This window comes from Pseudomonas sp. 2hn (genome assembly GCF_019646095.1).
In the GTDB taxonomy this organism is placed as follows: domain Bacteria; phylum Pseudomonadota; class Gammaproteobacteria; order Pseudomonadales; family Pseudomonadaceae; genus Aquipseudomonas; species Aquipseudomonas peradeniyensis.
This window is the reverse complement of record NZ_CP081016.1, coordinates 153,251-176,542: the sequence shown is the minus strand read 5'-3', so window position 1 is coordinate 176,542 and position 23,292 is coordinate 153,251. Positions and strand designations below refer to the sequence as shown.

Genomic DNA, 23,292 nt, shown 5'->3' with positions numbered 1-23,292 from the left:
GCCCGATCGCCCATCAGGTGCCGCTCGGCGCTTTATTGGCGGGGACGGCGCAGCGCTTCGTTGAGTTGGTCGAAGGGTACCGCCCAATCGGCGTCCTCTTTGATGCTTTCCTCCAGGAAGTCTTTTTGGGCCTTGGTCCAGAACGGTGCATCCACCAACTTGATTTCGTTCTTCAACGGCGAATGACTGGTAATGAACTGGTCGATGCTCTTGGCATCGTCCGGCAGGCCCAGTTGCTTGAACAGTTCGGAAAACTTGTGGATCGGCGCTTCCATGATTCACTCCTATGGCCGGGTTGGTCGTCCACGACGCCAGCCCGGCGTGGGTTGCGAGCATCAGCTCAGTTCGCGCACTTCGGCGTGCGGCACCAGTTTCAAGTATTGCTCCATGCTCATGTGGATAAGGTGATCGTGGTCACCTGCCTCGAGATAGACATCACCCTGGCGGGTAAGGGTCCGGTCGAGCAGCATGGGAATGTTGTAGGCGTCGCCCAGGGCCGGGATGGCGCCGCGCTCGCAATCGCCGAACAGGCTCGGCAGGTTGCTTTCGCGGGTCAACTGCCAGGCGCCGGTCATGCGCACCTCGGTCATGTCCAGGTGCCGGTTGGCCGGCAGCACGGCCATGATGTAGTTGCCATGGCGGTCATCGAGCATCACCGACTTGGCGACCCGCTCAGCGGGTACGCCGGCCGTGCGCGCCGACTCCAGGCTGGTGGCCGAATGGGGATGGGGAATGATGTCGTAGTCGCAGTTGGCCTGGTCCAGGCGCTGCTGAAGGGTCTTGGCCATACGCATGATGCACCTCCGGTTTTGCCCCCACCCTCAAGTTTAGGCCGTGGACCGGCAGCCACGGCTAAACTTCAAGGACAGGTCCGCATGAGGTGACGACAGGTGATCGCCCGACGCTGGCGCATGCTGCTGTTGTTGCTGATCCTGGGCTTCGCTCCGGGCGGCTTGGCCGCGCCCGGCGCCAATGTGTGGCTGCTGAGCGTCGACGACGCCATCGGCCCGGCCAGTGCCGACTACCTGTTGCGCGGGCTGGACCAGGCGCAGGCGCAAGGCGCGCAACTGGTGGTGATCCGTCTCGACACCCCCGGCGGGCTCGACAGCGCCATGCGCCAGATCATCAAGGCCATCCTCGCAAGCACGGTGCCGGTGGCCACCTACGTCGCCCCGGGCGGTGCCAGGGCGGCCAGCGCCGGCACCTACATCCTCTATGCCAGCCACGTGGCGGCCATGGCCCCAGGGACCAACCTGGGCGCGGCGACGCCGGTACAGATCGGTGTCCCCGGCACGGAGGAAAAGCCCGCCGCGAACAGCGAGCAGGACACCCTCGCCCGCAAACAGGTCAACGATGCCGCAGCCTACATCCGCGGCCTGGCGCAATTGCGCGGGCGCAACGCCGACTGGGCGGAAAAGGCCGTGCGCGAGGCGGTCAGCCTGTCCGCCAGCGAAGCGCAACGACTGAAGGTGATCGACCTGGTTGCCGCTGACCTGCCCGACCTGCTGCGCCAGCTCGATGGCCGGACGCTGACCGTCGCCGGCCAGGCCCTGCCCCTGCAGACCGCCGGCGTCAATGTGGTGGAGCACCTGCCGGACTGGCGCACTCGCCTGCTGGCGGTGATCACCAACCCCAGCGTGGCGCTGATCCTGATCATGATCGGCGTGTACGGCCTGCTGTTCGAATTCATGAACCCAGGCTCCGGGGTCGGCGGCGTGGTCGGCGGCATCTGCCTGCTGCTGGCGCTGTACGCCCTGCAATTGCTGCCGGTGAGCCACGCCGGGGTGGCGTTGATCCTGCTCGGGGTGGCGTTCATGGTCGCCGAGGCGTTCCTGCCCAGTTTCGGGGTGATCGGCTTCGGCGGCATCGTCGCCTTCGTGGTCGGCGCGGTGATCCTGATGGACACCGACGCCCCTGGCTTTGGCATTCCGCTGACGCTGATCGTCAGCCTGGCGGTGCTGTCGGCGCTGTTGCTCGGCGGCGTGCTGGGCATGGCGCTGAAGGCGCGCCGGCGCGCCCTGGTCAGCGGCGATGCCGGGCTGGTGGGCAGCCTGGTGACGGTGACCCAGGTGCGCGCGGACAACCCGTTCTGCGGCTCGGTACAAGCCCAGGGCGAACAGTGGCAGGCGCAGTGCGCGACACCGCTGCAGCCGGGCCAGCACGTGCGGGTAACGGCCCGTCATGGCGTGACGCTGGAGGTCAGCGCCACTGCGCCCACGGCGCAAGGAGAGTAGACGATGTTCATGCAATTCGGATTCAGCGCCGGGCTGGTGCTGCTGGGCATACTGCTGCTGTCGGCCCTGCGCATCCTGCGCGAGTACGAGCGAGGCGTGGTGTTCCAGCTTGGGCGCTTCTGGCAGGTCAAGGGCCCGGGGCTGATCATACTGATTCCCGGCATCCAGCAGATGGTCAGGGTCGATCTGCGCACCGTGGTGCTCGACGTGCCGCCCCAGGACGTGATCACCCGCGACAACGTCTCGGTCAAGGTCAACGCGGTGCTGTACTTTCGCGTGCTCGACCCACAGAAGGCGATCATTCAGGTCGAAGACTTCCTCACCGCCACCAGCCAGCTGGCCCAGACCACCCTGCGCGCCGTGCTCGGCAAGCACGAGCTGGACGAACTCCTGGCCGAGCGCGAACAGCTGAATTCGGACATCCGCGAGGTGCTGGACGCGCAGACCGACGCCTGGGGCATCAAGGTGGCCAACGTCGAGATCAAGCACGTCGACCTCAACGAGTCGATGGTCCGCGCCATCGCCCGCCAGGCCGAGGCCGAGCGCGAACGACGGGCCAAGGTGATCCATGCCGAAGGCGAGCTGCAGGCGTCGGAGAAACTGATGCAGGCGGCGCAGATGCTAGGCAAGGAGCCGGGGGCGATGCAGCTGCGCTACATGCAGACGCTGGGGTCGATTGCCGGGGACAAGAGCTCGACCATCGTGTTTCCGTTGCCGGTGGATCTGCTCAAGGGGTTGGTGGACAAGCAGCGATAGCGGTGCAGCATTCGCGGGTAAACCCGCTCCCACAGGTACGCCACTGTCCTCGAGAGGAGTGGTATGCCTGTGGGAGCGGGTTTACCCGCGAATGGCTTCACGCAATTTATCAGAGCGGCGCCCGGCGCAGAGTGGCAAGGAACGTCGCCGCACCGATGAACAACCCGGCAAAGGTACGGTTCAGTCGCTTCTGCTGCTTCGGCGTGCGCAACAGGCGCAGCACCCGCGAAGCCAGCCCGGTGTAGCCCGCCATCACCAGCAGGTCGACGCTGATCATGGTCACGGTGATCGCCAGGTACTGGGGCAGCAACGCCTCGTGCGGGTTGATGAACTGCGGCAGCACCGCCAGCATGAACACCAGCGCCTTGGGGTTGCTGACGTTGACCAGGAAACCACGGAACACCAGGCTCAGCGGCTTGCCGATCGGTCGCACGCCGGACTCGTCGCTCATGTCCATCGGCAGGGCTTGCCATTGCTTGTAGGCGAGGTAGACAAGGTAGGCGACGCCGAACCACTTGATGACCTGGAAGGCGGTGGCCGACGCGGCGAGGATGGCGCCAACACCGGCGGCGATGATGGCGATCTGCACGATCAGGCCCAGTTGCAGGCCCAGGGCGTTCCAGTATCCACGCCAGAAACCGTACTGCAGACCACTGGACATCGAGGCGATTGCCCCGGCACCCGGCGACAGGCTGATCACCCAGCACGCGGCAAAGAAGGCCAACCACGTTTCCATCGACATCGCACACCTCGCTCGAACAGCTTTTGCAAACCGCTAAGCTAAGGTGTTGGCGAAAAAATAACCAGTGGTTTTTCTGCTTGAAACGATCGCGGGGCAAGCCCGCTCCCACGCCAGCCATCCAAAAGGACCAGGGCGTGGGAGCGGGCTTGCCCCGCGATTACAATGAGCAGCGCCCTGTCAGTCGCTCTCGACAGGTGCCTCTTGCAAGGCCACTGAAGCCTCGGTACCACGCCAACGCCGCACCGCCTTCTGGAAGAACTGGCTGTTCGGCACCTGCACCAGTGCCCCGCCCGCCTCCGGCGTTTCCATCAGCGTGGTGTACAGCAGGTTGATGGCGATCACCCGGCCTTTCACCCCCGGCTTGTCGAGGGTATCGACCAGCTCGACCACATCGCCAATGCGAAACGGTCCGACGGTGAAGATCAGCACCGCGCACAGCAGGTTGGACAGCACGCTCCAGATGGCGAAGAACGCCACCGCCGCCACCGCGACGAAGCCCGACAATGCCGTCCACAGCACCGTGGCGGACACCCCCATGCGCTCGAGCACGAACAGCAACGCGCTGCCCATGATCAGCCAGCGCAGGGCACCGCGCACCGGCACCATCAGCTCGTGCGGCAACGGGTAGCGTTCGCCCAGGCTGCGCAGGCCGCGGGCGACCATGCGCTGCAGGACGAACGCGGCGATCAGGATCAGCAGGATCTGCAGCCCCAGCCAGAACGTGTCCATCCACTGTCCCGGCAGCAGCGAACGCAACTCCTCCATCAGGACAGCGCCTCGAGCTCGGCCTGCATGCTTTCCAGCGTTTCCAGGGCTTCCATCCAGGCTTCCTCAAGCTCGCCTTCGCGTTGCTTGAGCTTGGTCTGGCGGGCCAGCAAGTCGCGCAGCTCATCCTTGCGCGAGCCCTCGTACAGACCACTGTCGCCCAACGCCGTTTCGATCTCGGCCAGTTGCTGGTGCACCTGGTTGAGTTCGCTCTCCAGCTTGTCGGCTGCCTTCTTGTGCGGCGCCAACTGCTGGCGCAGGGCCGCGGCGGCCTGGCGCTGGGCCTTCTTGTCGGTCTTGTCCGGGTTCGCGGGCGTGCTGCTCACCGGCGCGTTGCGCTGGCGATACTCGACCAGCCAGCGGCTGTAGTCGTCCAGGTCGCCGTCGAAGGTGTCGACCTTGCCATCGGCCACCAGCAGGAAGTCGTTGGTGGTGCTCTTGAGCAGGTGACGGTCGTGGGACACCACCACCACGGCACCGGCGAACTCCTGCAGGGCCATGGTCAGCGCCAGGCGCATCTCAAGGTCCAGGTGGTTGGTCGGTTCGTCGAGCAGCAGCAGGTTCGGCCGCTCCCAGGCGATCAGCGCCAGGGCCAGGCGTGCCTTTTCGCCACCGGAGAAATTCACCACCGGTTCGTCGACACGGTTGCCGTGGAAGTCGAAGCCGCCGAGGAAGTCGCGCAGGGTCTGCTCGCGCTCACCTGGGGCGATGCGCTGCAGGTGCAGCAGCGGGCTGGCCTTGTCGTCCAGCGAGTCGAGCTGGTGCTGGGCGAAGTAGCCGACGGCGAGGTTCTCGCCACGCACCAGGCGCCCGGACAACGGCTGCAGCTCGCCGGCGAGGTTCTTGATCAGGGTCGACTTGCCCGCACCGTTGGGACCGAGCAGGCCGATCCGCGCACCCGGCGCCAGTTGCAGCTTGACCTTCTCGAGGATGGCCTTGTCGCCATAGCCCAGGCGGCCTTCGGACAGGTCGAGCAAGGGGCTGGAGATCTTCTCCGACTCGCGGAAGACAAAGTCGAACGGCGAGTCGACGTGGGCCGCCGACAGCTCCTCCATGCGCTCCAGGGCCTTGATCCGGCTCTGCGCCTGGCGGGCCTTGGTGGCCTGGGCCTTGAAGCGGGCGATGTACTTTTCCATGTGCGCGCGCTGCGCCTGCTGCTTCTCGTAGGCCTGCTGCTGTTGCGCCAGGCGTTCGGCGCGGGTGCGCTCGAAGGCGCTGTAGCCGCCCTTGTAGAGATTGAGCTTGCGCTGTTCGACATGCAGCACATGGTCGACCACGGCATCGAGGAAGTCGCGGTCGTGGGAGATCAGCAGCAGCGTGCCCGGGTAGCCCTTGAGCCACTCTTCCAGCCAGAGGATGGCATCGAGGTCCAGGTGGTTGGTGGGCTCGTCGAGCAGCAGCAGGTCGGACGGGCACATCAGTGCCTGGGCCAGGTTCAGGCGCATCCGCCAGCCACCGGAGAAGTCGCCGACGCGGCGGTCCATCTGCTCGTTGGTGAAACCCAGGCCGGCCAGCAGCTTGCGCGCGCGGGCATCGGCGGTGTAGCCGTCGGCGCTGTCCAGCTCACTGTGCAGGCGCGCCAGGGCGGTGCCGTCGTGGGCCTGCTCGGCGGCGGCCAGCTCCGCCTGGACCTTGCGCAGGCGGGCATCGCCGTCGAGCACATAGTCCACGGCGATGCGGTCGAGGGTGTCGACCTCCTGGCGCATGTGGGCAATGCGCCAGTCGCCGGGCAGCAGGCAATCGCCGGCATCGGGCGACAGCTCACCGCGCAGCAGGGCGAACAGGCTGGATTTGCCGGCGCCGTTGGCGCCGATCAGGCCGGCCTTGTGACCGGTGTGCAGGGTCATCTCGGCGCCTTCTAGCAGGCGCTGGGGACCACGCTGTAAAGTGAGGTTCGATAGTCTGATCATGATGGTCGCGGAGTCTACCAGCTTCGCCGATCACTGGCGCGAGTGAAACCATGCACACCGACCTGTGGAATCACGCCCTGGCCTTGTATGCCCGGCCAGGCGTCGAAGCCGCCAGCCTGGCCCTCCAGGAACTGGGCGGCGATGTCTGCCTGCTGCTCTGCGGCACCTGGCTGCAGGCCCGCGGCGTGGCCGCCGATGAACAGCGGATCGCCGCCCTGCAGGCCCTGGCCGGCCCCTGGCAACGCGATGTGGTGACGCCGCTGCGCGCGCTACGCCGGCAATGGCGCGAGCAGGCGCTGGCCGACCCACAACTGAGCGTGATGCGTGAGCAGGTGAAGGCGCTGGAGTTACAGGCTGAACGCACCTTGCTGGAGCGTCTGGAGGCGTTGGCGCGTGGATGGCCTGCGCAGGCGGGCGCCGCGCAGGACTGGCTGACCCGGCTGGCGCCGGACCAGGCCCGGGACCACGACGCGCTGCATCAGCTGCGCGCCGCGGCCCGTGAGCTTCAGGACGCCGAAGTCGGCGACTGAGCCGGTGTGGTGGTTGCCGCAGGCGTGGCCGCGCTGGTCGCAGGCGCCGGAGTGGCGCTGGCGGTCGGCGTGGCTGGCTTGCTTTCGGCTGGCTTGCTGGCTACAGGCTTGGCCGGAGCTTTGGCAGCGGCTGGTTTGGCCGGGGCCTTGGCGGCAGCAGGCTTGGCTGCTGGTTTCGCTGCAGCGGTCTTTGCCGGTGCCTTGGCAGCAGCTGGTTTGGCCGCTGGCTTGGCAGCAGGTTTAGCGGCAGCGGTCTTCACCGGGGCCTTGGCGGCAGCCGGTTTGGCTGCTGGCTTGGCAGCAGGTTTCGCGGCGGCGGTCTTCGCCGGGGCCTTGGCAGCAGCCGGTTTGGCTGCTGGTTTGGCCGCAGGCTTCGCAGCAGCAGTCTTCGCCGGTGCCTTGGCGGCAGCAGGCTTGGCCGCTGGCTTGGCGGCAGGTTTCGCGGCGGCGGTCTTCGCCGGGGCCTTGGCGGCAGCAGGCTTGGCCGCTGGCTTGGCCGCAGGTTTTGCGGCGGCAGTCTTCGCCGGGGCCTTGGCGGCAGCAGGCTTGGCCGCTGGCTTGGCGGCAGGTTTCGCTGCAGCGGTCTTCGCGGGAGCCTTGGCAGCAGCCGGTTTGGCCGCTGGCTTGGCGGCAGGTTTCGCGGCTGCAGTCCTCGCCGGGGCCTTGGCGGCAGCCGGCTTGGCCGCTGGTTTGGCAGCAGGTTTCGCGGCGGCTTTCGGTGTCGCAGTACGCGAGTCCAGGGCCTTGGCGGCCGCCTCACGTACCTTGCCGACACCCTGGGCCAGTTTCAGGCTTTCCTGGGCATCGCGCTTGAGTTGCTGGATATAAGTACGGGTTTGCGCCTGGCGATCCTTGAGCGAATCGAGCAAGTCCTCAAGTTCTCCGGCGACTTTCTGCGCCTTGCCCTGAGCCTTGGCTTTACCGGCCTTGGCGGCGTCCTGCAACTTCAGGCGAGCGTTATGCAGTTTCTCCTGGGCCTTGCCACGTTGTTTTTCCAACTTGGCCAACAGTTTCTCGGCATCCGCCAGCGCTTGGGAGCAGGCATCTTCCAAATGTTCGAGCAAGCTACCCGAAAGTTGCTGGAGCAGGTGCAACGGCGTACTGACTGCTTTCTTCTTGGCCGACATGGTTTACCTCCTGGCTGACGAGAGTGCGGCTCATACTATGCTTCTGCTGCTACCGCCGCTAGGGCATGTTGACAGTCTCAGTAGCGCCGCGTTGCATGCCTGGGCAAAGTTGTTGTCTTGCAGCTGGAAACAAGTGTAGTTGCCCATTAGTGCACTGCCGATATTTACACATCTTCGCCCAACAACGCTGGCATACTTTGCGCTCTTTACCGCAGGAACCGTCCATGCCTCGTTATCTGATTCTGGGCCTGTGCCTGGTGATGCCGCTCTCCCTGGCCAACGCCGAAACCGCCCCCGCCAACGACAGCGACCTGGCCTACAGCCTTGGTGCCAGCCTGGGCGAGCGCCTGCGCCAGGAAGTCCCCGGCCTGCAGCTCGACGCCCTGGTCGAAGGCCTGCGCCAGGCCTACCAGGGCCAGCCGCCACGCATTGCCAAGTCACGCATGCAGGCCATCCTCGAGCAGCACGAGACGCAAGCCAACGCCGCCGCCGAACAGGCCCAGGTGGAAAAACTGGTGGAAGCGGAAAAACGCTTCATTGCCGGTGAGCGGGCCAAGACCGGGGTACGCGAGCTGCCCGAGGGCATCCTCTACAGCGAACTGGCCAGCGGCAGCGGCGCGCAACCCAAGGCCAGCGGTCGCGTGCAGGTGCGCTATGTGGGGAAACTGCCGGATGGCACGGTGTTCGACCAGAACCTGCAACCGCAATGGTTCAAGCTGGACTCGGTGATCGAGGGCTGGCAGGTGGCGCTGCCACGCATGAAAGCGGGGGCGAAGTGGCGGCTGGTGATCCCGTCGGCGCAAGCCTACGGCGCCGACGGTGCGGGTGACCTGATCGCACCCTATACCCCACTGGTGTTCGAGATCGAACTGCTGGACGTGGCCGACTGAATCAGGCCTGCAGCGCGTCCTCTTCCTTGTGCGCGGTATGCAGCACTTCGATGAGGCAGTCCTCCAGCTCGAAGCGTTCTCGCAACAGGCCGCCCAGCTTGCCCAGCTTGTCCGCGAAGCGCTCGGGGTCGGTGCACTCGCCCTTCTCGCAATGGTCGTTGAAAGCCAGCGCGATCTGGGTGCTGTCATCGATACGCGGGTTGATCTGTGTGGCAAGCTCCAGGGCCTTGGTATCGCCAAAGGCCTTGGCTTCGCTGACCAGCTGCTCGCTGACTTCGAAGTGCCAGGCCGAGACATAGTCGACCAGGAGCGCGCAAAAATCGCGGTTCTTGTCCTTGTCGGCAAAAGCCGGCTTGGCATCGCGCAAGGCGCGGAAGGCATGCACCAGCTCCTGGCGCTCCTCCAGCCAACGATCGATCAGCTTGTGAACACCGCCCCAGCGTTCCTGGGCGTTCTGGCAACTATCGAGCATGGCGATCTCTTCCCTTCTGGGTAGATGCCGCTGCACCTCGCGACACAACACCGTGGCACAAAGGTGACGTCAGCAAACGGCATCGAGCAGTTGTATTTTCGGTAAGCGTGCTGGGAGATTATTCCCGCGCGACCTGCCCTTCAAGGTACGCAGCAGACAAAGTTCATACAAGCGTTTAATCCCGTTGCCGGCCACCGCTGGTCGCGCAACACCTGGTGCATTGCCGTGGATCAACCCGCCGCGTCCTGGCGCAATCGATACAGCACCAGCCACGACAACGGCACCGCCGCCAGCAACAGGAACGCCAGCAGGCTCCATTCCGGCAGGGTCAGGTCGAGGAAGCTCCAGTTGACCGACACGCAGTCCGGGCTGCCCAGCAGGAACGCCTGCAGGATCTCGCTCCACGGGCGTTCGACCAGGTGCGCCAGGGGCAGGTGGCAACCGCTGACCGGCAGCGGCTCGGCCTGCAGCCAGACATGCCGCCCCGCCAGCAAGGCGCCCGCCGACGCGAACAGCAGCGCCAGCCAGGCATGCCAGCGGCGGGCGCCGGCGTGGAGCGTAGCGACCAGGCAGGCCAGCGCAAAACAGCCCAGCATCAGGCGCTGGCTGAAACACAACGCGCAGGGGTCCAGGCCGACCACGTTTTCGAGACGAAACGATGCGACCAGCACCGCCACGGCGGCCAGGAAGGCGGGAAGGAACGAGCTGCGCAAGCAGGCCAGCGACATGGGCAGAAGTGATCCGAAAATGAAGGAAGTGGTTTGAAACGGTAGAGGAAAGGGGCGCTTTGTATCAAGGCGCTACAGTGCAGACAAGTCGCTGAATGGCTAGGGAATCATTTTCGTGAAACGTGGGAATATTCCGACGCGGACGAAGGACGATTCGACGCCCTCTGCGCAGAGGGCGTCTTGAGTCATCGCTCATCAGAGAATGCAACGCGCCGCTGGCAAAACATCGCACCGGCACAAGCAGGTATGCCCGCGATGCGCGACAGGTCCATCCCTTTCAAGGTTTTTGCGTTTTCTCGGATATGGCCGCTTCAATTCAAGATTGCCGGGGCTGCTTTGCAGCCCATTCGCGGCACAAGGCCGCTCCTACAGGATGGCGCGATCACCTGTAGGAGCGGCCTTGTGCCGCGAAAGGGTCGCAAAGCGACCCCGGCAAGTCCAAGTCGAACGCCCCTTCTCAACACCTGAAAGGGTTGGGCCTCAGGCCCGAACACCCTCCGGCAGCGGCAACGCCAGCAGGCGCTCATCCAGCAGCCCCAGGCCCTCCTGGAACAGCTGATTGCTGCGCTCGGTCTCGCCGAGCCCGGCCAGCAAGCGCGCCAGCTCGGCGCAGGTTTCCGGATTGCGCTCCATGCGCAGACTGCTCTCCAGATAATCACGCGCCTTGCCCCACAAGCGGTTCTGCAGGCTCAGTCGGCCGAGGGTGAGCAGCAGGCTCGGGTCCTGCGGATGCTCCTTCAGCCAGCCTTCGGCCGTCTGCAGCTGGCGCGCCGGATCATCGCCGCGCACCAGCCCGTAAAGGCGCGCCAGATGGCTTTCGTAGTCGCGCTTGAGCGCGCCGCGAAGCACCTGCTCGGCCTCGCCCTGGGCACCGACCTGACGCAGTTGCTCGGCGTAGGCCGACACCAGTTGCGGTTCCTGACGCTGGGCATTGGTCAGCTGCTGCCAGGCGCGCTCGAGCGCCTGGCGTGCCGCCTGCGGATCCTCGCCACGTGTCGCCGCCAGCCCCAGGTTCTGGCCCCAGGCGCGCTGTTCCAGGTCGGCCAGTTCCGCCGTCGGCAGCACCTTGTGCTTGCGCAGGTCCGGCAGCAGGCGGATCAACGCCGGCCAGTCGCCGCGCTCCAGGTGCAGGCGCTGCAACAGGCGCAGCACCTGGGCATTGTGCGGGTGACGCTCCTGCATCGCCTGCAGGGCCTCCAGCGCACCCTCGCTCTCGCCCCGGTCCATCTGCAGCTGGGCATGGGTGAGGGCAACGGCAAGCTCGGCCTGCGGCTGGCGTTCCAGGGCGCGTTCGAGCAGGTTGTCGCGCTCCTCGACCCGTCCCAGTTCGTTGGCGGCGCGAGCGGCGCCGAGGTAGTAGAGCAGTGGCTGGCGATCGGACTCGGCGGCCCGCTGCAAGTGGCGCTGGGCACTGGCCCAACGCCCCTCGGCCAGGTCCAGCTGGCCTTGTTCGACGGCGATGCGGGTGCGCCGGCTGCGGTTGCGCCGCGACCACGGGTTGACCACCCCGGACGAGGTCAGCACCAGGCCGACCAGGTAGCGCAGCAGCAACAGCAGCAGGATGATGCCGACCAGCGCGCCGAGCGCCGCCCACAGCCCCGACTGGTAGCGGAAACCGCCGTAGGCGATCAGCACGTAGCCGCTGTGCTTGGCGATCGCAATGCCCAGCGCCGCGGCGACGACGATCGCCAGCACCGCCAGCAGGTAGACACGCTTCATGGCTTGGCCCCCTCGGCGGCGGCCGGCAGGTGGCGACGCTGGATGTAGGCCTGCACCGCGGCCAGGCTCTCGCTCAGGTCAGGCGTGACCACCGACACCGGCTGTTCGGCCAGCTGGTTGAGGTTGTCGAGCATCGCCTTGCTTTGCGGATTGTCCGGATTGAAGTTGGCCAGCAACACGCTGCGCGCATCGTCCATGGCCTGGGCATAGACCTTGGCCTCGCCGTTGAGGGCCGCCCACTGCGCCTGCTCGATGGTCAGGCTCAGGGCCAGGCGCAACTGGTTGAGCGACTGCCCGGACAGCAGCGGGCGGACGTTGTCGTCGGCATTGAACTCGATCTGGAAATACTTGGAGATCTCCGCCCACCACTGCGACCAGCGACTGGCACCGTCGCCATCGGCGGTCAGCGCGCCCATGGCGTCGGCCTTGCTGTCGAATTCCGGCGACTGGGCACTGAGCTGCTGCACCAGTTCGCGTTGCGCGGCGAGCTTGAGGAACAGCCCGGTGCGATCCGGCTGCTCGGTGCTGGACAGCGTCGCCAGGCTGCGGGCCAACTGCTCGCGGGCAGCGAAGGCGCCAGGGTCGCTCTGCTCGCGGAGGATTTCATCGGCACCTTCGACCAGCGCCTTGGCGCTGGTGATGTCCTGCAACGCCGACAGGCGCAGGGTGGCCAGGCGCAGCAGATGCTCGGCCTCGGCCAGGCGCCACTCCTTGCGGCTCTCGCCGAGCACGGTCTCCAGGCGCTGGCTCAGGCGCTGCTGGTCGCCCTGCAGTTGCGCCACCAGGCGCCGGCGGTCTTCCAGTTCACTGGCCGCTGGCAGGCTGGCCAACTGCGCGCTGAGCTGCTGCTCGCGCTGCTGCAGCGCGTCGGCGCGTTGGTTGAGGGCTTGCAGGTGCTCGCCCTGGCCTTGCTCGCTGCCTTGCAGCTGGCGGACCTGCCAGACGCCCCAGCCGCCGACCGCGACGCCGGCGGCGCCCAGCAGCAGGGCCAGCAGCGCCAGGCCGTTGCCGGAGCGTCGGGCGGGCTTGGCGGTGGCGGATTGCGGCGCCTCGGGCGCCGCGGGCTGTTCGGTGTTGGACAAGACAGTTTCGCTCACGTATCCATCCTTTGCATGGTGGCGCATCGCTCTCTAGCTTAGCGCCTTAAGGGGCAGGCGCAGCGGTTCGCTGCACGGCTGCCAGCAAGGCCGCGGCGCTGGCGCCACGGCAATCCACAATGTCTTTCGCCCCGAGCGCTCGGGCCTGCTCGGCCACCCGGGGGCTGGGCACGAACAGCGGCAAGCGGGAAAACCGCGGCCAATCCGCACCCGCCAGTCGATGCAAGTGTTCCAGACCCTGCCCACTGCTGACCACCAGGCCATTGAGGCGTTCCCCATCGATGCGCTGGGCGAGGGTCGTGGCGGGGTAGTGCGGCAGGCAGCGGCGATACAATTCCAGATAATCGACACTAGCACCTTGCTCGGCAAGACGCTCGGCCAGCAGTTCACGACCTCCGACGCCGCGAACGATAAGGACGCGGGGTGCCGGCCCGGCGATAGCCTCGCGCAGCGCGGGCAGAGCAAGCAAGGCTTCGCTGTCGTCGCCGGCCGCCGGAAAGGCCACCTGCAACCGGTGCTCCTGAAGGATCCGCGCCGTCGCCTCGCCCACCGTGAACCAGCCGGCGGACGGCGGCATCACTCCCGCCTGGGCAAGTTGCTCCAGCAGCAGGCGGGCCGCCGGCTTGCTGACCACGATGATGGCCTGGGCCTCGACGATCGCGCGCAGGCGCTGCACCTGCGCAGCGTCCGGCGCAATCGCCTCGATCACCAGCAATGGCAGGCTGGCGCTGGCAATGCCCGCGTCGGCCAGGGTCTGCGCCAGCGCCGCACAGTCCTCTTCAGGCCGGGTCAGCAGCAGGCGCCAGGGGCTCACGGGTGGCCGGCCTCGCCGTAGACTTCCTTGAGGATCGCCTCGGCGCCCTGCCCAAGCAGGTCTTCGGCGACCTGCACGCCGAGGCGCTCGGCATCGGCACGCGGCGCTCGGGCCTCGGCCACCAGCAAGGTGCCGCCGGAGGGCTGGCCAACCAGGCCGCGTAGCCACAGCTGCTCACCTTCGAGCACCGCGTAGCAGGCGATCGGCACCTGGCAGCCGCCATTGAGGCGCTTGTTCAGGGCACGCTCGGCCACCACCCGGTCGGCGGTGTCGGCATGGTGCAACGGCGCCAGCAAGGCATGGATCTCGGTGTCGGCGCTGCGACATTCGATGCCCACCGCGCCCTGGCCGCCCGCCGGCAGGCTGTCGTCAACGCTGATGGAGGCAGTGATGCGGTCCTCGAAGCCGAGGCGGATCAGGCCGGCGGCGGCGAGGATGATGGCGTCGTACTCACCGGCATCGAGCTTGGCCAGGCGAGTGTTGACGTTGCCGCGCAGGAAGCGAATCTCGAGGTCGGGCCGGCGCGCCAGCAACTGGGCCTGACGGCGCAGGCTGGAGGTACCGACGATGCTGCCGGCCGGCAAGGCCTCGAGGCTGGCGAAGGTGTTGGAAACGAAGGCGTCGCGCGGGTCTTCACGCTCGCAGATGCAGTAGAGGCCCAGGCCCTCGGGGAAGTCCATGGGGACGTCCTTCATCGAGTGCACGGCGATGTCGGCCTCGTTGTCGAGCAGGGCGGTTTCCAGCTCCTTGACGAACAGGCCCTTGCCGCCGATCTTCGCCAGCGGCGCGTCGAGCAGCTTGTCGCCACGGCTGACCATTGGCACCAGGGTCACCAGCAGGCCGGGATGCGCCTGTTCCAGGCGGGCTTTGACGTATTCGGCCTGCCACAGGGCCAAGGCACTTTTACGGGTGGCAATGCGGATTTCGCGAGTGGACATGAAACGCACCGATCCAGAGAAATGCGGTCGATGATAACAGCTCCTCCGGATGTGCCCGCAGATTCAGATCAGCAATCACGCTCCCTGCGCAGATACTGGTCGCGATTTGCGTGGGAGCGGCCTTGGCCCGCGATTGCGATGGCGGATCTTGCACTGCTATCGCGGGGCAAGCCCGCTCCCACGTTCCCTGAAGCCTTTCAGTGCAGGCTCTGCATCATCTTGCGCACCCCCGCCACATGACGGCGGCTGACGGTCAGGGCGTCGCCTTCCAGACCCTTGAGATAGAGCTGGAAATGCCCCAGCGGCGTACGCTGCAGCCGTTCGATGCGCTCACGGGCAACCAGTGCATTACGGTGGATGCGCACGAAGCGCTCGCCAAACTCGTCCTCCAGGGCCTTGAGCGGCTCATCGAGCAGCACCTCGCCCGCCTCATGGCGCAAGGTGACGTACTTGTGGTCAGCGATGAAGTAGATGACCTGGGGAATGGGGATCAACTCGATGCCTTTGCGGGTACGAGCACTGATATGGCTGCGCGGACCGCCACCGGCGTCGCCGGCGGGGCGGGTCAACGCCGCCAGCTGGGCACGGTTGGGTTTTTCCGCCCGGCGCAGGGCATCGCGCAGGGCCTGCGGCTGGATGGGCTTCTCGACGTGGCTCAGGGTGCTGTCCCTGAAGGCTTCGCTGCCGTATTCATCGTCACCGGTGCAGAACACCACCGCCGGCGGCGACTCGCGCTCGCACAGCCGGGCGGCGACCTGCAGGCCATCGAGGCCCGGCATGCCGATATCCAGCAGCACCACATCGGGCTTGAGGCTTTCGATCAGGGTCAGGGCCTCCTCGCCGTTGGTGGCGCTGGGCTCCATCACGGTGTAACCCTCCAGCTCGCCAAGCAGCCGGCTCAGGCGCTCGCGGGCCTGGGGTTCATCATCAACGATCAGGACATTCATAATTGCGCTGGATTCCTGAGTGAGTCTCGCACGGGTATAGCGTAGACAAGTGTGGGCGACCAAAACGCGGTCACGCTACAGACCGGTGCGAAGGCCAAAGATTCACTGGTCTGGCAGATTCAGCACCAGTCCTTTGTCCAACTGTAGACGCTCCGTGGAACACTGCCGTTCAATCGTTGAATATGCCGCACCCCCTTGTAACCGGACGATTCTCGCGACCAGCGCCCTGCGGCGGCGGGCGCAACCCTGCTATGATCGGCGCACTTTTTCCGTTCACGCCTTCAACGAGTGAATCCATGAGCACCGACAAGACCAATCAGTCCTGGGGCGGCCGCTTCAGTGAGCCCGTCGACGCCTTCGTCGCCCGCTTCACCGCCTCGGTCGATTTCGACAAGCGCCTGTACCGCCACGACATCATGGGTTCGATCGCCCACGCCACCATGCTGGCGCAGGTCGGCGTCCTCAGCGATGCCGAGCGCGACACCATCATCGATGGCCTGAAGACCATCCAGGGCGAAATCGAGGCCGGCACCTTCGACTGGCGCGTCGACCTCGAAGACGTGCACATGAACATCGAGGCGCGCCTGACCGACCGCATCGGCATCACCGGCAAGAAACTGCACACCGGCCGCAGCCGCAACGACCAGGTAGCCACCGACATCCGCCTGTGGCTGCGCGACGAGATCGACCTGATCCTGGCCGAGATCACCCGCCTGCAGCAGGGCCTGCTGGAGCAGGCCGAGCGCGAGGCCGAGACCATCATGCCCGGCTTCACCCACCTGCAGACCGCGCAGCCGGTGACCTTCGGCCACCACCTGCTGGCCTGGTTCGAGATGCTCAGCCGCGACTACGAGCGCCTGGTGGATTGCCGCAAGCGCGCCAACCGCATGCCCCTGGGCAGCGCCGCCCTGGCCGGCACCACCTACCCGATCGACCGCGAGCTGACCTGCAAGCTGCTGGGCTTCGAGGCCGTGGGCGGCAACTCGCTGGACAGCGTCTCGGACCGCGACTTCGCCATCGAATTCTGCTCGGCGGCGAGCATCGCGATGATGCACCTGTCGCGCTTCTCCGAAGAGCTGGTGCTGTGGACCAGCGCCCAGTTCCAGTTCGTCGACCTGCCTGATCGTTTCTGCACCGGCAGCTCGATCATGCCGCAGAAGAAGAACCCGGACGTGCCGGAGCTGGTGCGCGGCAAGAGCGGCCGCGTGTTCGGCGCCCTGACCGGCCTGCTGACCCTGATGAAAGGCCAGCCGCTGGCCTACAACAAGGACAACCAGGAAGATAAAGAGCCGCTGTTCGACGCCGCCGACACCCTGCGCGACTCGCTGCGCGCCTTTGCCGACATGATCCCGGCGATCAAGCCCAAGCACGCGATCATGCGCGAAGCGGCCCTGCGCGGCTTCTCCACTGCCACGGACCTGGCCGACTACCTGGTGCGCCGCGGCCTGCCGTTCCGTGATTGCCACGAGATCGTCGGCCATGCGGTGAAGTACGGTGTCGATACCGGCAAGGACCTGGCCGAGATGAGCCTGGACGAACTGCGCCAGTTCAGCGACCAGATCGAGCAGGACGTGTTCGCCGTGCTGACCCTGGAAGGTTCGGTCAACGCCCGCAACCACATCGGCGGTACCGCACCGGCCCAGGTGCGCGCTGCCGTTGCGCGTGGCAAGGCCTTGCTGGCTTCGCGATAAGCGACTGTCTTCAGCTCGAATCGCGGGGCAAGCCCGCTCCCACGCTTGTGGGAGCGGGCTTGCCCCGCGATTGTTTAGAACGTTAGCGCTTGCTCTTGATCATTTCGAGGAACGCCGGCATCGCCGCGTCCTTGTCCGCCACGATCCGCGCCATGTGCGGGTTCTCGCGCAGCTTCTCCAGCAACGCCGTCGCTTGCGGGAAATCCGCCAGGAAGTCGATGTTCAGCACCTTCTTGCCCACCGCGCAGGCTAGGTCGACCGAGAAGCAGAACATCAGGTCAGCGATGGTCAGTTGCTCACCGGCCACGTAAGGCTGGAACCGCCCATTGCGCTTGAGGGTGGCAAAGCCCGCCAGCAGGTCCGCCCGTGCCCGCTCCTTGATCAGCGGCTCCACCGCCGCGCCGAAGAACGCCTCGGCATAGCAGGTACGCGCCGGCAACTCGATATACAGCTCGATCTCCCGCAACAGCTCACGCACCTTGGCCTGCCCGAAGGCATCGGCCGGCAGCAGCGCCTTGCCCGGCTGGGTCTGCTCGATGTAGTCGAGGATGACCCCGGTTTCGCTGATGAAACCGTGCTCGGTCTCAAGCACCGGCACCTTGCCGCGAGGGCTGATGGCCAGGGCTTGAGGCAACTGACCGCCGAAGAACGGCACCTCTTCGAAGGGCACGCCTTTCTCCAGCAAGGCCAGCTTGACCATGTTGTAGTAGTTGCTGACCGCGAATCCATGAAGCTTGAGCATTGAGACAGCCTCCAAGGCCGTATGGGGTTGGCCCGGCTGTTATAGCCCCCTGCCCGTCCCTTGACCAGTGCCATGCTTGGCGCTGATGGCCGGGCATTGCCAACGCAGACATGGCACACTGTGCGCTTCACCACAGGAGTACCGCCATGAGCGAGCACGACGAGATCGACGGCAACGACGAAGAAGCCTTCACCGAGGCCACCCTCACCCAGGCCATCGAGAACCAGATCGAAAGCGGCGAACCCGCGGCGGCCAAGGCCACCTTCAACAAGCTGACCCTGGTCGGCTACGAGCGCGAGGACATCCTCAACCTCATGGCCCACGTGCTGGCCATCGAAATCGACGCCATGCTCGACGAAGACCGCCCGTTCAACACCGAATGGTATGAAACCGCCCTGCGCGCCCTGCCGGAGCTGCCACCTGAGGCGGATCAAGGCGACATCGAATAAACCTGACTACACTCCTGACTTCCATCCTTGTCTCGAAGTCAGGAGTAGCCTATGCCCTTCAACCCCGAACTGATCGCCGAACTGGAAGTGCTTGCCCAGTTCAACCTGGACAGTCACCAGGAAGGCATCAAGGTTTGTAGCGACGCCTCCCCGGCACTGGTCGCCGCAGCCAAGCGCCTGCACGACAAAGGTCTCACTGACCAACCCGACGGCGGCTACCTCACCAGCCTGGGTACTGACGCCGCCGAAAGTATGCAGCTGCTCCTCAGGGTACTTAAGACCCCACAGCCTGCCTGAGTTCACCAAGCCCGCCCCACGTGGGAGCGGGCTTGCCCCGCGATGAGCCCCAGACGAACGTTGTAAAACTGACGTCAAAAAGCCACCAACCCCTTATCCGACCGCCCCACTCAGGCTAAACTCGCCAGTGCTCCCCTGCCTGCCTGAGTGCGCAATGAACCACCCCCATGAAATCCGCCCCGATCTTGACCAAGGCATCGACCGCAAGGAGCTGTCCAAGCTGCGCGCGCGCTTCCTGAAGATCAACCAGGGCCGCCTGGCACGGGCCATGGAGGGGTTGTCCACGCGCCAGCAGCAGGTCCTGACCCTGTTGCCACTGTTCTTCCACGTCAATCACCCGCTGTTGCCGGGCTATGTCTCGGGCACCACCCCCGCTGGCGTGTCCGGCTTCGAGCCCGACAGCGACCTGCTGGCCGAGGCCCAGCGCCTGACCCGCTCGTTCACCTACAAGCCACGCCACGGCAAGCCGCCACAACCGATCCACGGCCTGTTCCTGATGGGCAGCCTGGGCACCCTGGCTCAGGCCGAGCAGAGCGACATGGACCTGTGGGTCTGCCACGCCCCCGACCTGGACGAACAGGCCCTGGCCGACCTGCGGCGCAAGTGCCAGCTGCTCGAGGCCTGGGCCGCCAGCCAGGGCGCCGAGGCGCACCTGTTCCTGATCGAGCCTCGCGGCTTCGTCCAGGGCGAGCGCGACAGCCAGCTCAGCTCCGACGACTGCGGCACCACCCAGCACTACCTGCTGCTCGACGAGTTCTACCGCACCGCCATCTGGCTGGCCGGACGCACACCGCTGTGGTGGCTGGTGCCGGTGTACCAGGAGCATAACTACCGGGACTTCACCCAGACCCTGCTGGCCAAGCGCTTCATCCGCATCACCGACGCCCTGGACCTCGGCAACCTGGCGCACATACCGCCTGGCGAGTATGTCGGCGCCGGGCTTTGGCAGCTGTTCAAGGGCATCGACTCGCCCTACAAATCGCTGCTCAAGCTGCTGCTCACCGAGGCCTACGCCAGCGAACACCCACAGGTGCGCTGCCTGAGCCTGGACTACAAGCAGGCCGTGTTCGCCAACCAGCTGGACCTGGACGAGCTCGACCCCTACGTCATGGTCTACCGGCGCATCGAACGCTACCTGCTCCAGCGCGGTGAATCGGCGCGCCTGGAACTGGTGCGGCGCAGCCTGTACCTGAAAGTGAACAAGAAGCTCAGCGACCTTGGCCGCACCCGCAACGGCGGCTGGCAGCGCCAGCTGCTCGGGCGCCTGACCGAGGAATGGGGCTGGGACGAGCGCCAGCTGGCGCTGCTCGACAGCCGCAGCCAGTGGAAAGTGCGCCAGGTGGCGGTCGAGCGCCGCGAGCTGGTGGCCGAGCTGAACCACAGCTACCGCTTCCTGACCCAGTTCGCCCGCCTGCAGAACGCCAACAGCCGCGCCGACCAGCGCGACCTCAACGTCCTCGGCCGGCGCCTGTATGCCGCCTTCGAGCGTCGGGCCGGCAAGATCGAGGTGATCAACCCGGGCATCGCCCCGGACCTGGCCGAAGACACCCTCACCCTGGTGCACTCGCCCAACCGCAAGGAACCGGGCACCCATCACTGGGGCCTGTACAACGGCAACCTGGGCGTGCACGAGTGGGAACACTTCAGCCCGATCAAGCGCTGCCGCGAGCTGCTCGAACTGCTCACCTGGGCCCATCGCAACGGCGTGATCGACAGCGGCACACGCCTGGCCCTGCACCCTGGCGCCAGCGACCTGAGCGAGTTCGAGCTGTTCAACCTGATCGGCAGCCTGCAACAGAGCATCCCCCTGCCGCTGGAGACGGTCAGCGAGGTGCGCCTGCTGCAACCGAGCGTGGCCGATGAGATCCTGCTGCTGGTGAATGTCGGGGTCGATCCACTGCGCCATCACCGCGACCTGAACATCCTGATGACCACCGAGCGCACCGACTCGCTGAGCTACGCCGGGGTGCGCGAAAACCTGGTGCTGACCCTCGACCAGATCACCCTCAACAGCTGGAACGAGGTGCTGGTGCAGCGCTACGACGGCGAGCATGCGCTGGTGCGCTGCCTGCGCGACTTCCTCAACAGCCTGGGCCAGCGCAGCCACCGCCCGCGGGTGCGGGTGCGCTGCTACTGCCACAACCGCGCCCAGGCCATCAGCCAGCGGGTCGAGGACATCTTCGACACCGTGCAGCTTCTGCTCGACCAGGGTCTGAATCACCGCTACCTGCTGCAGGTGGCCCAGCACACCCACATCCTCGACCTGCAGCCCGGGCAGGTGACCCTGGCCAGCCTCGCCGACCACGACGCGGTGCTGATGGCCCTCGGCGAGGAGCGCAGCCGCTACAGCCCGCTGCACCTGGACGCCCATGCCCTGCAGGACCACGACCTGCCGCTGATCCTGGCCCAGGGTCGCCCCGGCTGCATCCAGGTGTTCTACCGGCTGTTCGAAGGCTGGGCCGACCTGTACGTGCTCGACGAGCACAACGCGCTGTGGCAGCAACGGCTGCCGCTGCAGGACGAGCAGCACCTGCTGCTGCCGCTGCAACGCTTCCTGCAGTCGATGCTGATGCGCCGCGATGCCCAGCTGCCCCTGGACAGCCTGCCGCTGGTGTCCCTGGACATCCTCTACTACCAGTTGCTGCCCTCCGGCCTCGGCAAGGCACGCAGTCTGGAGCCGCGACAGACGCCAATGGACAGCCAGAACCAGGCCTACTACGAAGTTCAGGCGATCCTCCAGGCGGGTACCGGCGACGGGGTGCATGCCACGCTCTACTGCGACCAGCAGGAGTTTTCCGAACTGGAGCATGGCGACCAGCTGTATGCCGTGGTCGCCCGGCAGATCCTGGGTCAGCGGCGCAGCAGCGGCCGTTACCGCTGCTACATCACCGACCTCGACCTGTCCGAGCTGCTGGAGGACGAGCAGGGGTCCACCAGCCTGTACCTGCGCTACAAGCGCGAGCTGGAGCAGGCGCTCAACGATGGGCTGGAACAACTGCAGGCGCGGCTGGAGCCCTGATTCTCTCGGCGCTCACGTACACCTCTGTAGGAGCGGCCTCGTGCCGCGAAAGGGCTGCGTAGCAGCCCCGGACATTTTGCATGATGCGAAGATCCCGGGGCTGCTACGCAGCCCTTTCGCGGCACAAGGCCGCTCCTACACGGAACTGGCGCGGCATCAGAGATCGAAATCCCCTGCCGCCTCCGGCTGGTACTCGACCGCCAGCAGTTCCAGCTTGAGGGTCTTGCCGCCCGGCGCCGGCCAGTCGATCTGGTCGCCCACCGAAAGGCCCAGCAAGGCACAACCGATCGGCGCGAGGATCGAGACATTACCCTCGGGGCCGGCATCCTTCGGATACACCAAGGTCAAGTGATAGTCCTTGCCGCTGGCGATCTCGCGGCAGTGCACCCGCGAGTTCATGGTCACCACGCCGGCTGGCACCTCCTCATGCCCGACCACCTGCTCGGCACGGTCCAGCTCGTCCTGCAGGGCGAGCACACCCGGGGTGCTTTCATCGAGGTCGTCGAGCAGGCGCTCGAGACGCTGCACGTCCAAGCGGGTGAGGGTGAGGGAAGGCTTGGTGCTCATGATCCAGTCAGACTCCTTTGAACAGGCAATTTTCAACAGGCAGATAAAGCAAAACCCCGCCCAAGGGCGGGGTTTACAAAAGGCTGTGGCGTCATCGACGCAGACCCTGACACTACCACAGCGGGGCAAATACTCAAGCCCACACCTTCGTTGTGCCTATGCCGATGCCCGCGTTTTCAGGGCCAGCGCCTCGCGGCAGATCTGCCGACGCCGCTCGTCATCGGCCGAGCGCCACTCGCGGATATGCTCGACATGGCGGTGACAGCCGGTGCAGACCTTGTGCTCATCCAGCCGACATATGCTGATACAAGGTGACGGCACCGCCGGGCTCACGTTGCTGTAGAGCGGCTTGGGTGGCCGGGGCAGGTCGCTCATCTCAGATCTCGTCGAAGTCCAGCTTCTCGCCGGCGCGTTCCCAGACGATGCGTTCGAGCATCTCGCCCAGCAGTTCTTCGCTCTTCTCGCAGACCCACTTGCCGCTCTCTTCGTCGTAGTCGAAGTGGAAGCCGCCGGACTTGTCCGCCAGCCACAGCTGGCGCAGCGGCTCCTGGCGGCTGAAGATCAGCTGGCTGCCGTTGTCGAACTTGACGGTGAGAACGCCGGCGGAGTTCTCCATGTCCAGGTCCATGCCGCTTTCATCGAACAGGTCTTCCAGGGCCTGTTGGGTCGCATCGACCAGGTCGTGGAAACGCGCTTCGCTCAAACTCATTGCAGGGACCTCGAAAAATGGCTGTACACACGCAAGCCGGGCACGATAAGGGCGAACGCCTCAAGCTACAAGCTAATCGCTGTAAGAAAAAGCCGCATGTCCTTCGGTCGCCCACGCCCGCCGAGCGGGGGCGCCCCTTGCATAGGCAA

25 protein-coding genes are annotated in these 23,292 nt (G+C 65.9%); 8 read left to right on the top strand and 17 right to left on the bottom strand.

The window, feature by feature from the left end; genetic code table 11:
- Positions 1 to 32 precede the first annotated feature (32 nt).
- Together K2O50_RS00865 and K2O50_RS00860 are read right to left on the bottom strand one after the other, a co-directional pair.
- Entirely contained in the window at positions 33 to 275 is a 243-nt protein-coding gene (locus K2O50_RS00865; RefSeq protein ID WP_050703294.1) for a DUF2789 domain-containing protein, read from the bottom strand.
- Positions 276 to 335: 60 nt separating this feature from the next.
- Entirely contained in the window at positions 336 to 794 is a 459-nt protein-coding gene (locus K2O50_RS00860; protein WP_028688593.1) for an aminoacyl-tRNA deacylase, read from the bottom strand.
- Positions 795 to 890: 96 nt separating this feature from the next.
- On the opposite strand from K2O50_RS00860, the gene K2O50_RS00855 reads away from it, so the two are divergent.
- Positions 891 to 2,234 (top strand): nodulation protein NfeD, encoded by a 1,344-nt coding sequence (locus K2O50_RS00855; protein WP_050703293.1) that lies wholly within the window; start codon positions 891 to 893, stop codon positions 2,232 to 2,234.
- A 3-nt stretch (positions 2,235 to 2,237) separates the two neighbouring features.
- A complete protein-coding gene (locus tag K2O50_RS00850) occupies positions 2,238 to 2,990 on the top strand; it encodes a slipin family protein (RefSeq protein ID WP_050703292.1) in 753 nt (250 codons plus the stop codon).
- A gap of 109 nt (positions 2,991 to 3,099) precedes the next feature.
- On the opposite strand, the gene K2O50_RS00845 is transcribed toward K2O50_RS00850, so the two are convergent.
- The 3 genes from K2O50_RS00845 to K2O50_RS00835 all read right to left on the bottom strand — a co-directional run bounded on the left by K2O50_RS00845 (position 3,100) and on the right by K2O50_RS00835 (position 6,407).
- Positions 3,100 to 3,732, bottom strand: a complete 633-nt coding sequence (locus K2O50_RS00845; protein WP_050703291.1) for a LysE family transporter — start codon at positions 3,730 to 3,732, stop codon at positions 3,100 to 3,102.
- A gap of 177 nt (positions 3,733 to 3,909) precedes the next feature.
- Complete coding sequence (locus tag K2O50_RS00840) at positions 3,910 to 4,497, bottom strand: mechanosensitive ion channel family protein (protein ID WP_050703290.1); 588 nt, start codon at positions 4,495 to 4,497, stop codon at positions 3,910 to 3,912.
- Entirely contained in the window at positions 4,497 to 6,407 is a 1,911-nt protein-coding gene (locus K2O50_RS00835) for an ATP-binding cassette domain-containing protein (protein WP_050703289.1), read from the bottom strand. The genes K2O50_RS00840 and K2O50_RS00835 overlap by 1 nt, the downstream gene beginning before the upstream one ends.
- A 50-nt stretch (positions 6,408 to 6,457) precedes the next feature.
- Here K2O50_RS00835 and K2O50_RS00830 point away from each other — a divergent pair, with 50 nt between their 5' ends.
- Complete coding sequence (locus K2O50_RS00830; protein WP_050703288.1) at positions 6,458 to 6,937, top strand: TIGR02444 family protein; 480 nt, start codon at positions 6,458 to 6,460, stop codon at positions 6,935 to 6,937.
- Here K2O50_RS00830 and K2O50_RS00825 read toward each other — a convergent pair.
- Positions 6,913 to 8,064, bottom strand: a complete 1,152-nt coding sequence (locus K2O50_RS00825) for an AlgP family protein (protein ID WP_082337600.1) — start codon at positions 8,062 to 8,064, stop codon at positions 6,913 to 6,915. The two genes, K2O50_RS00830 and K2O50_RS00825, sit on opposite strands and share 25 nt — an antisense overlap.
- Before the next feature lie 224 nt (positions 8,065 to 8,288).
- On the opposite strand from K2O50_RS00825, the gene K2O50_RS00820 reads away from it, so the two are divergent.
- Positions 8,289 to 8,954 (top strand): FKBP-type peptidyl-prolyl cis-trans isomerase, encoded by a 666-nt coding sequence (locus tag K2O50_RS00820; RefSeq protein ID WP_050703286.1) that lies wholly within the window; start codon positions 8,289 to 8,291, stop codon positions 8,952 to 8,954.
- Position 8,955: 1 nt separating this feature from the next.
- Here the strand turns inward: K2O50_RS00820 and K2O50_RS00815 are convergent, their stop codons facing one another.
- From K2O50_RS00815 to K2O50_RS00785, 7 genes are all read right to left on the bottom strand, one after another.
- The gene (locus K2O50_RS00815) at positions 8,956 to 9,426 is read right to left on the bottom strand and encodes an Rsd/AlgQ family anti-sigma factor (protein WP_050703285.1); all 471 of its coding nucleotides are present in this window, start codon (positions 9,424 to 9,426) and stop codon (positions 8,956 to 8,958) included.
- 230 nt (positions 9,427 to 9,656) lie between these two features.
- Positions 9,657 to 10,154, bottom strand: a complete 498-nt coding sequence (locus K2O50_RS00810) for a disulfide bond formation protein B (RefSeq protein WP_220689961.1) — start codon at positions 10,152 to 10,154, stop codon at positions 9,657 to 9,659.
- Positions 10,155 to 10,634: 480 nt separating this feature from the next.
- Complete coding sequence (locus tag K2O50_RS00805; protein ID WP_050703282.1) at positions 10,635 to 11,873, bottom strand: heme biosynthesis protein HemY; 1,239 nt, start codon at positions 11,871 to 11,873, stop codon at positions 10,635 to 10,637.
- On the bottom strand, positions 11,870 to 12,970 hold the full coding sequence (locus K2O50_RS00800) for a uroporphyrinogen-III C-methyltransferase (protein WP_050703281.1): 1,101 nt from the start codon (positions 12,968 to 12,970) through the stop codon (positions 11,870 to 11,872). The genes K2O50_RS00805 and K2O50_RS00800 overlap by 4 nt, the downstream gene beginning before the upstream one ends.
- A 46-nt stretch (positions 12,971 to 13,016) precedes the next feature.
- A complete protein-coding gene (locus K2O50_RS00795) occupies positions 13,017 to 13,784 on the bottom strand; it encodes a uroporphyrinogen-III synthase (protein WP_050703280.1) in 768 nt (255 codons plus the stop codon).
- The gene (gene hemC, locus K2O50_RS00790) at positions 13,781 to 14,722 is read right to left on the bottom strand and encodes a hydroxymethylbilane synthase (RefSeq protein ID WP_050703279.1); all 942 of its coding nucleotides are present in this window, start codon (positions 14,720 to 14,722) and stop codon (positions 13,781 to 13,783) included. The genes K2O50_RS00795 and hemC overlap by 4 nt, the downstream gene beginning before the upstream one ends.
- Positions 14,723 to 14,919: 197 nt before the next feature.
- Positions 14,920 to 15,669 (bottom strand): LytTR family DNA-binding domain-containing protein, encoded by a 750-nt coding sequence (locus tag K2O50_RS00785; protein ID WP_050703278.1) that lies wholly within the window; start codon positions 15,667 to 15,669, stop codon positions 14,920 to 14,922.
- A gap of 296 nt (positions 15,670 to 15,965) precedes the next feature.
- Here K2O50_RS00785 and argH point away from each other — a divergent pair, with 296 nt between their 5' ends.
- Entirely contained in the window at positions 15,966 to 17,360 is a 1,395-nt protein-coding gene (gene argH / locus K2O50_RS00780; RefSeq protein WP_050703277.1) for an argininosuccinate lyase, read from the top strand.
- An 82-nt stretch (positions 17,361 to 17,442) separates the two neighbouring features.
- On the opposite strand, the gene K2O50_RS00775 is transcribed toward argH, so the two are convergent.
- Complete coding sequence (locus K2O50_RS00775) at positions 17,443 to 18,102, bottom strand: glutathione S-transferase (RefSeq protein WP_050703276.1); 660 nt, start codon at positions 18,100 to 18,102, stop codon at positions 17,443 to 17,445.
- Positions 18,103 to 18,248: 146 nt separating this feature from the next.
- Between K2O50_RS00775 and K2O50_RS00770 the strand changes: the two genes are divergently transcribed.
- The 3 genes from K2O50_RS00770 (at position 18,249) to K2O50_RS00760 (ending at position 21,867) form a co-directional block, all read left to right on the top strand.
- On the top strand, positions 18,249 to 18,551 hold the full coding sequence (locus K2O50_RS00770; RefSeq protein WP_028688611.1) for a hypothetical protein: 303 nt from the start codon (positions 18,249 to 18,251) through the stop codon (positions 18,549 to 18,551).
- 51 nt (positions 18,552 to 18,602) lie between these two features.
- Positions 18,603 to 18,848 carry a TIGR02647 family protein gene (locus K2O50_RS00765; protein WP_050703275.1) on the top strand — a complete coding sequence of 82 codons (246 nt, stop codon included), beginning with the start codon at positions 18,603 to 18,605 and terminating at the stop codon, positions 18,846 to 18,848.
- A 154-nt stretch (positions 18,849 to 19,002) separates the two neighbouring features.
- On the top strand, positions 19,003 to 21,867 hold the full coding sequence (locus K2O50_RS00760) for a class I adenylate cyclase (RefSeq protein ID WP_050703274.1): 2,865 nt from the start codon (positions 19,003 to 19,005) through the stop codon (positions 21,865 to 21,867).
- Between the two features lie 156 nt (positions 21,868 to 22,023).
- Here K2O50_RS00760 and rnk read toward each other — a convergent pair whose 3' ends face one another.
- The 3 genes from rnk to cyaY all read right to left on the bottom strand — a co-directional run bounded on the left by rnk (position 22,024) and on the right by cyaY (position 23,143).
- The gene (rnk, locus tag K2O50_RS00755; RefSeq protein ID WP_050703273.1) at positions 22,024 to 22,434 is read right to left on the bottom strand and encodes a nucleoside diphosphate kinase regulator; all 411 of its coding nucleotides are present in this window, start codon (positions 22,432 to 22,434) and stop codon (positions 22,024 to 22,026) included.
- A gap of 156 nt (positions 22,435 to 22,590) precedes the next feature.
- Complete coding sequence (locus tag K2O50_RS00750; protein WP_050703272.1) at positions 22,591 to 22,809, bottom strand: DUF1289 domain-containing protein; 219 nt, start codon at positions 22,807 to 22,809, stop codon at positions 22,591 to 22,593.
- Between the two features lies 1 nt (position 22,810).
- The gene (cyaY, locus tag K2O50_RS00745) at positions 22,811 to 23,143 is read right to left on the bottom strand and encodes an iron donor protein CyaY (protein ID WP_028688616.1); all 333 of its coding nucleotides are present in this window, start codon (positions 23,141 to 23,143) and stop codon (positions 22,811 to 22,813) included.
- Between the last annotated feature and the right edge of the window lie 149 nt (positions 23,144 to 23,292).

Bases quoted from the DNA above. Each gene is read 5' to 3' on its own strand.
- K2O50_RS00850 (WP_050703292.1), top strand. From the start codon at position 2,238: ATGTTCATGCAATTCGGATTCAGCGCCGGGCTGGTGCTGCTGGGCATA.
- argH (WP_050703277.1), top strand. From the start codon at position 15,966: ATGAGCACCGACAAGACCAATCAGTCCTGGGGCGGCCGCTTCAGTGAG.
- K2O50_RS00865 (WP_050703294.1), bottom strand. From the start codon at position 275: ATGGAAGCGCCGATCCACAAGTTTTCCGAACTGTTCAAGCAACTGGGC.
- K2O50_RS00760 (WP_050703274.1), top strand. From the start codon at position 19,003: ATGAACCACCCCCATGAAATCCGCCCCGATCTTGACCAAGGCATCGAC.
- K2O50_RS00820 (WP_050703286.1), top strand. From the start codon at position 8,289: ATGCCTCGTTATCTGATTCTGGGCCTGTGCCTGGTGATGCCGCTCTCC.
- K2O50_RS00810 (WP_220689961.1), bottom strand. From the start codon at position 10,154: ATGTCGCTGGCCTGCTTGCGCAGCTCGTTCCTTCCCGCCTTCCTGGCC.
- rnk (WP_050703273.1), bottom strand. From the start codon at position 22,434: ATGAGCACCAAGCCTTCCCTCACCCTCACCCGCTTGGACGTGCAGCGT.
- K2O50_RS00775 (WP_050703276.1), bottom strand. From the start codon at position 18,102: ATGCTCAAGCTTCATGGATTCGCGGTCAGCAACTACTACAACATGGTC.
- hemC (WP_050703279.1), bottom strand. From the start codon at position 14,722: ATGTCCACTCGCGAAATCCGCATTGCCACCCGTAAAAGTGCCTTGGCC.
- K2O50_RS00845 (WP_050703291.1), bottom strand. From the start codon at position 3,732: ATGTCGATGGAAACGTGGTTGGCCTTCTTTGCCGCGTGCTGGGTGATC.
- K2O50_RS00825 (WP_082337600.1), bottom strand. From the start codon at position 8,064: ATGTCGGCCAAGAAGAAAGCAGTCAGTACGCCGTTGCACCTGCTCCAG.
- K2O50_RS00860 (WP_028688593.1), bottom strand. From the start codon at position 794: ATGCGTATGGCCAAGACCCTTCAGCAGCGCCTGGACCAGGCCAACTGC.
- K2O50_RS00805 (WP_050703282.1), bottom strand. From the start codon at position 11,873: ATGAAGCGTGTCTACCTGCTGGCGGTGCTGGCGATCGTCGTCGCCGCG.
- K2O50_RS00750 (WP_050703272.1), bottom strand. From the start codon at position 22,809: ATGAGCGACCTGCCCCGGCCACCCAAGCCGCTCTACAGCAACGTGAGC.
- K2O50_RS00830 (WP_050703288.1), top strand. From the start codon at position 6,458: ATGCACACCGACCTGTGGAATCACGCCCTGGCCTTGTATGCCCGGCCA.
- K2O50_RS00840 (WP_050703290.1), bottom strand. From the start codon at position 4,497: ATGGAGGAGTTGCGTTCGCTGCTGCCGGGACAGTGGATGGACACGTTC.
- K2O50_RS00765 (WP_050703275.1), top strand. From the start codon at position 18,603: ATGCCCTTCAACCCCGAACTGATCGCCGAACTGGAAGTGCTTGCCCAG.
- K2O50_RS00835 (WP_050703289.1), bottom strand. From the start codon at position 6,407: ATGATCAGACTATCGAACCTCACTTTACAGCGTGGTCCCCAGCGCCTG.
- K2O50_RS00770 (WP_028688611.1), top strand. From the start codon at position 18,249: ATGAGCGAGCACGACGAGATCGACGGCAACGACGAAGAAGCCTTCACC.
- K2O50_RS00815 (WP_050703285.1), bottom strand. From the start codon at position 9,426: ATGCTCGATAGTTGCCAGAACGCCCAGGAACGCTGGGGCGGTGTTCAC.
- K2O50_RS00785 (WP_050703278.1), bottom strand. From the start codon at position 15,669: ATGAATGTCCTGATCGTTGATGATGAACCCCAGGCCCGCGAGCGCCTG.
- cyaY (WP_028688616.1), bottom strand. From the start codon at position 23,143: ATGAGTTTGAGCGAAGCGCGTTTCCACGACCTGGTCGATGCGACCCAA.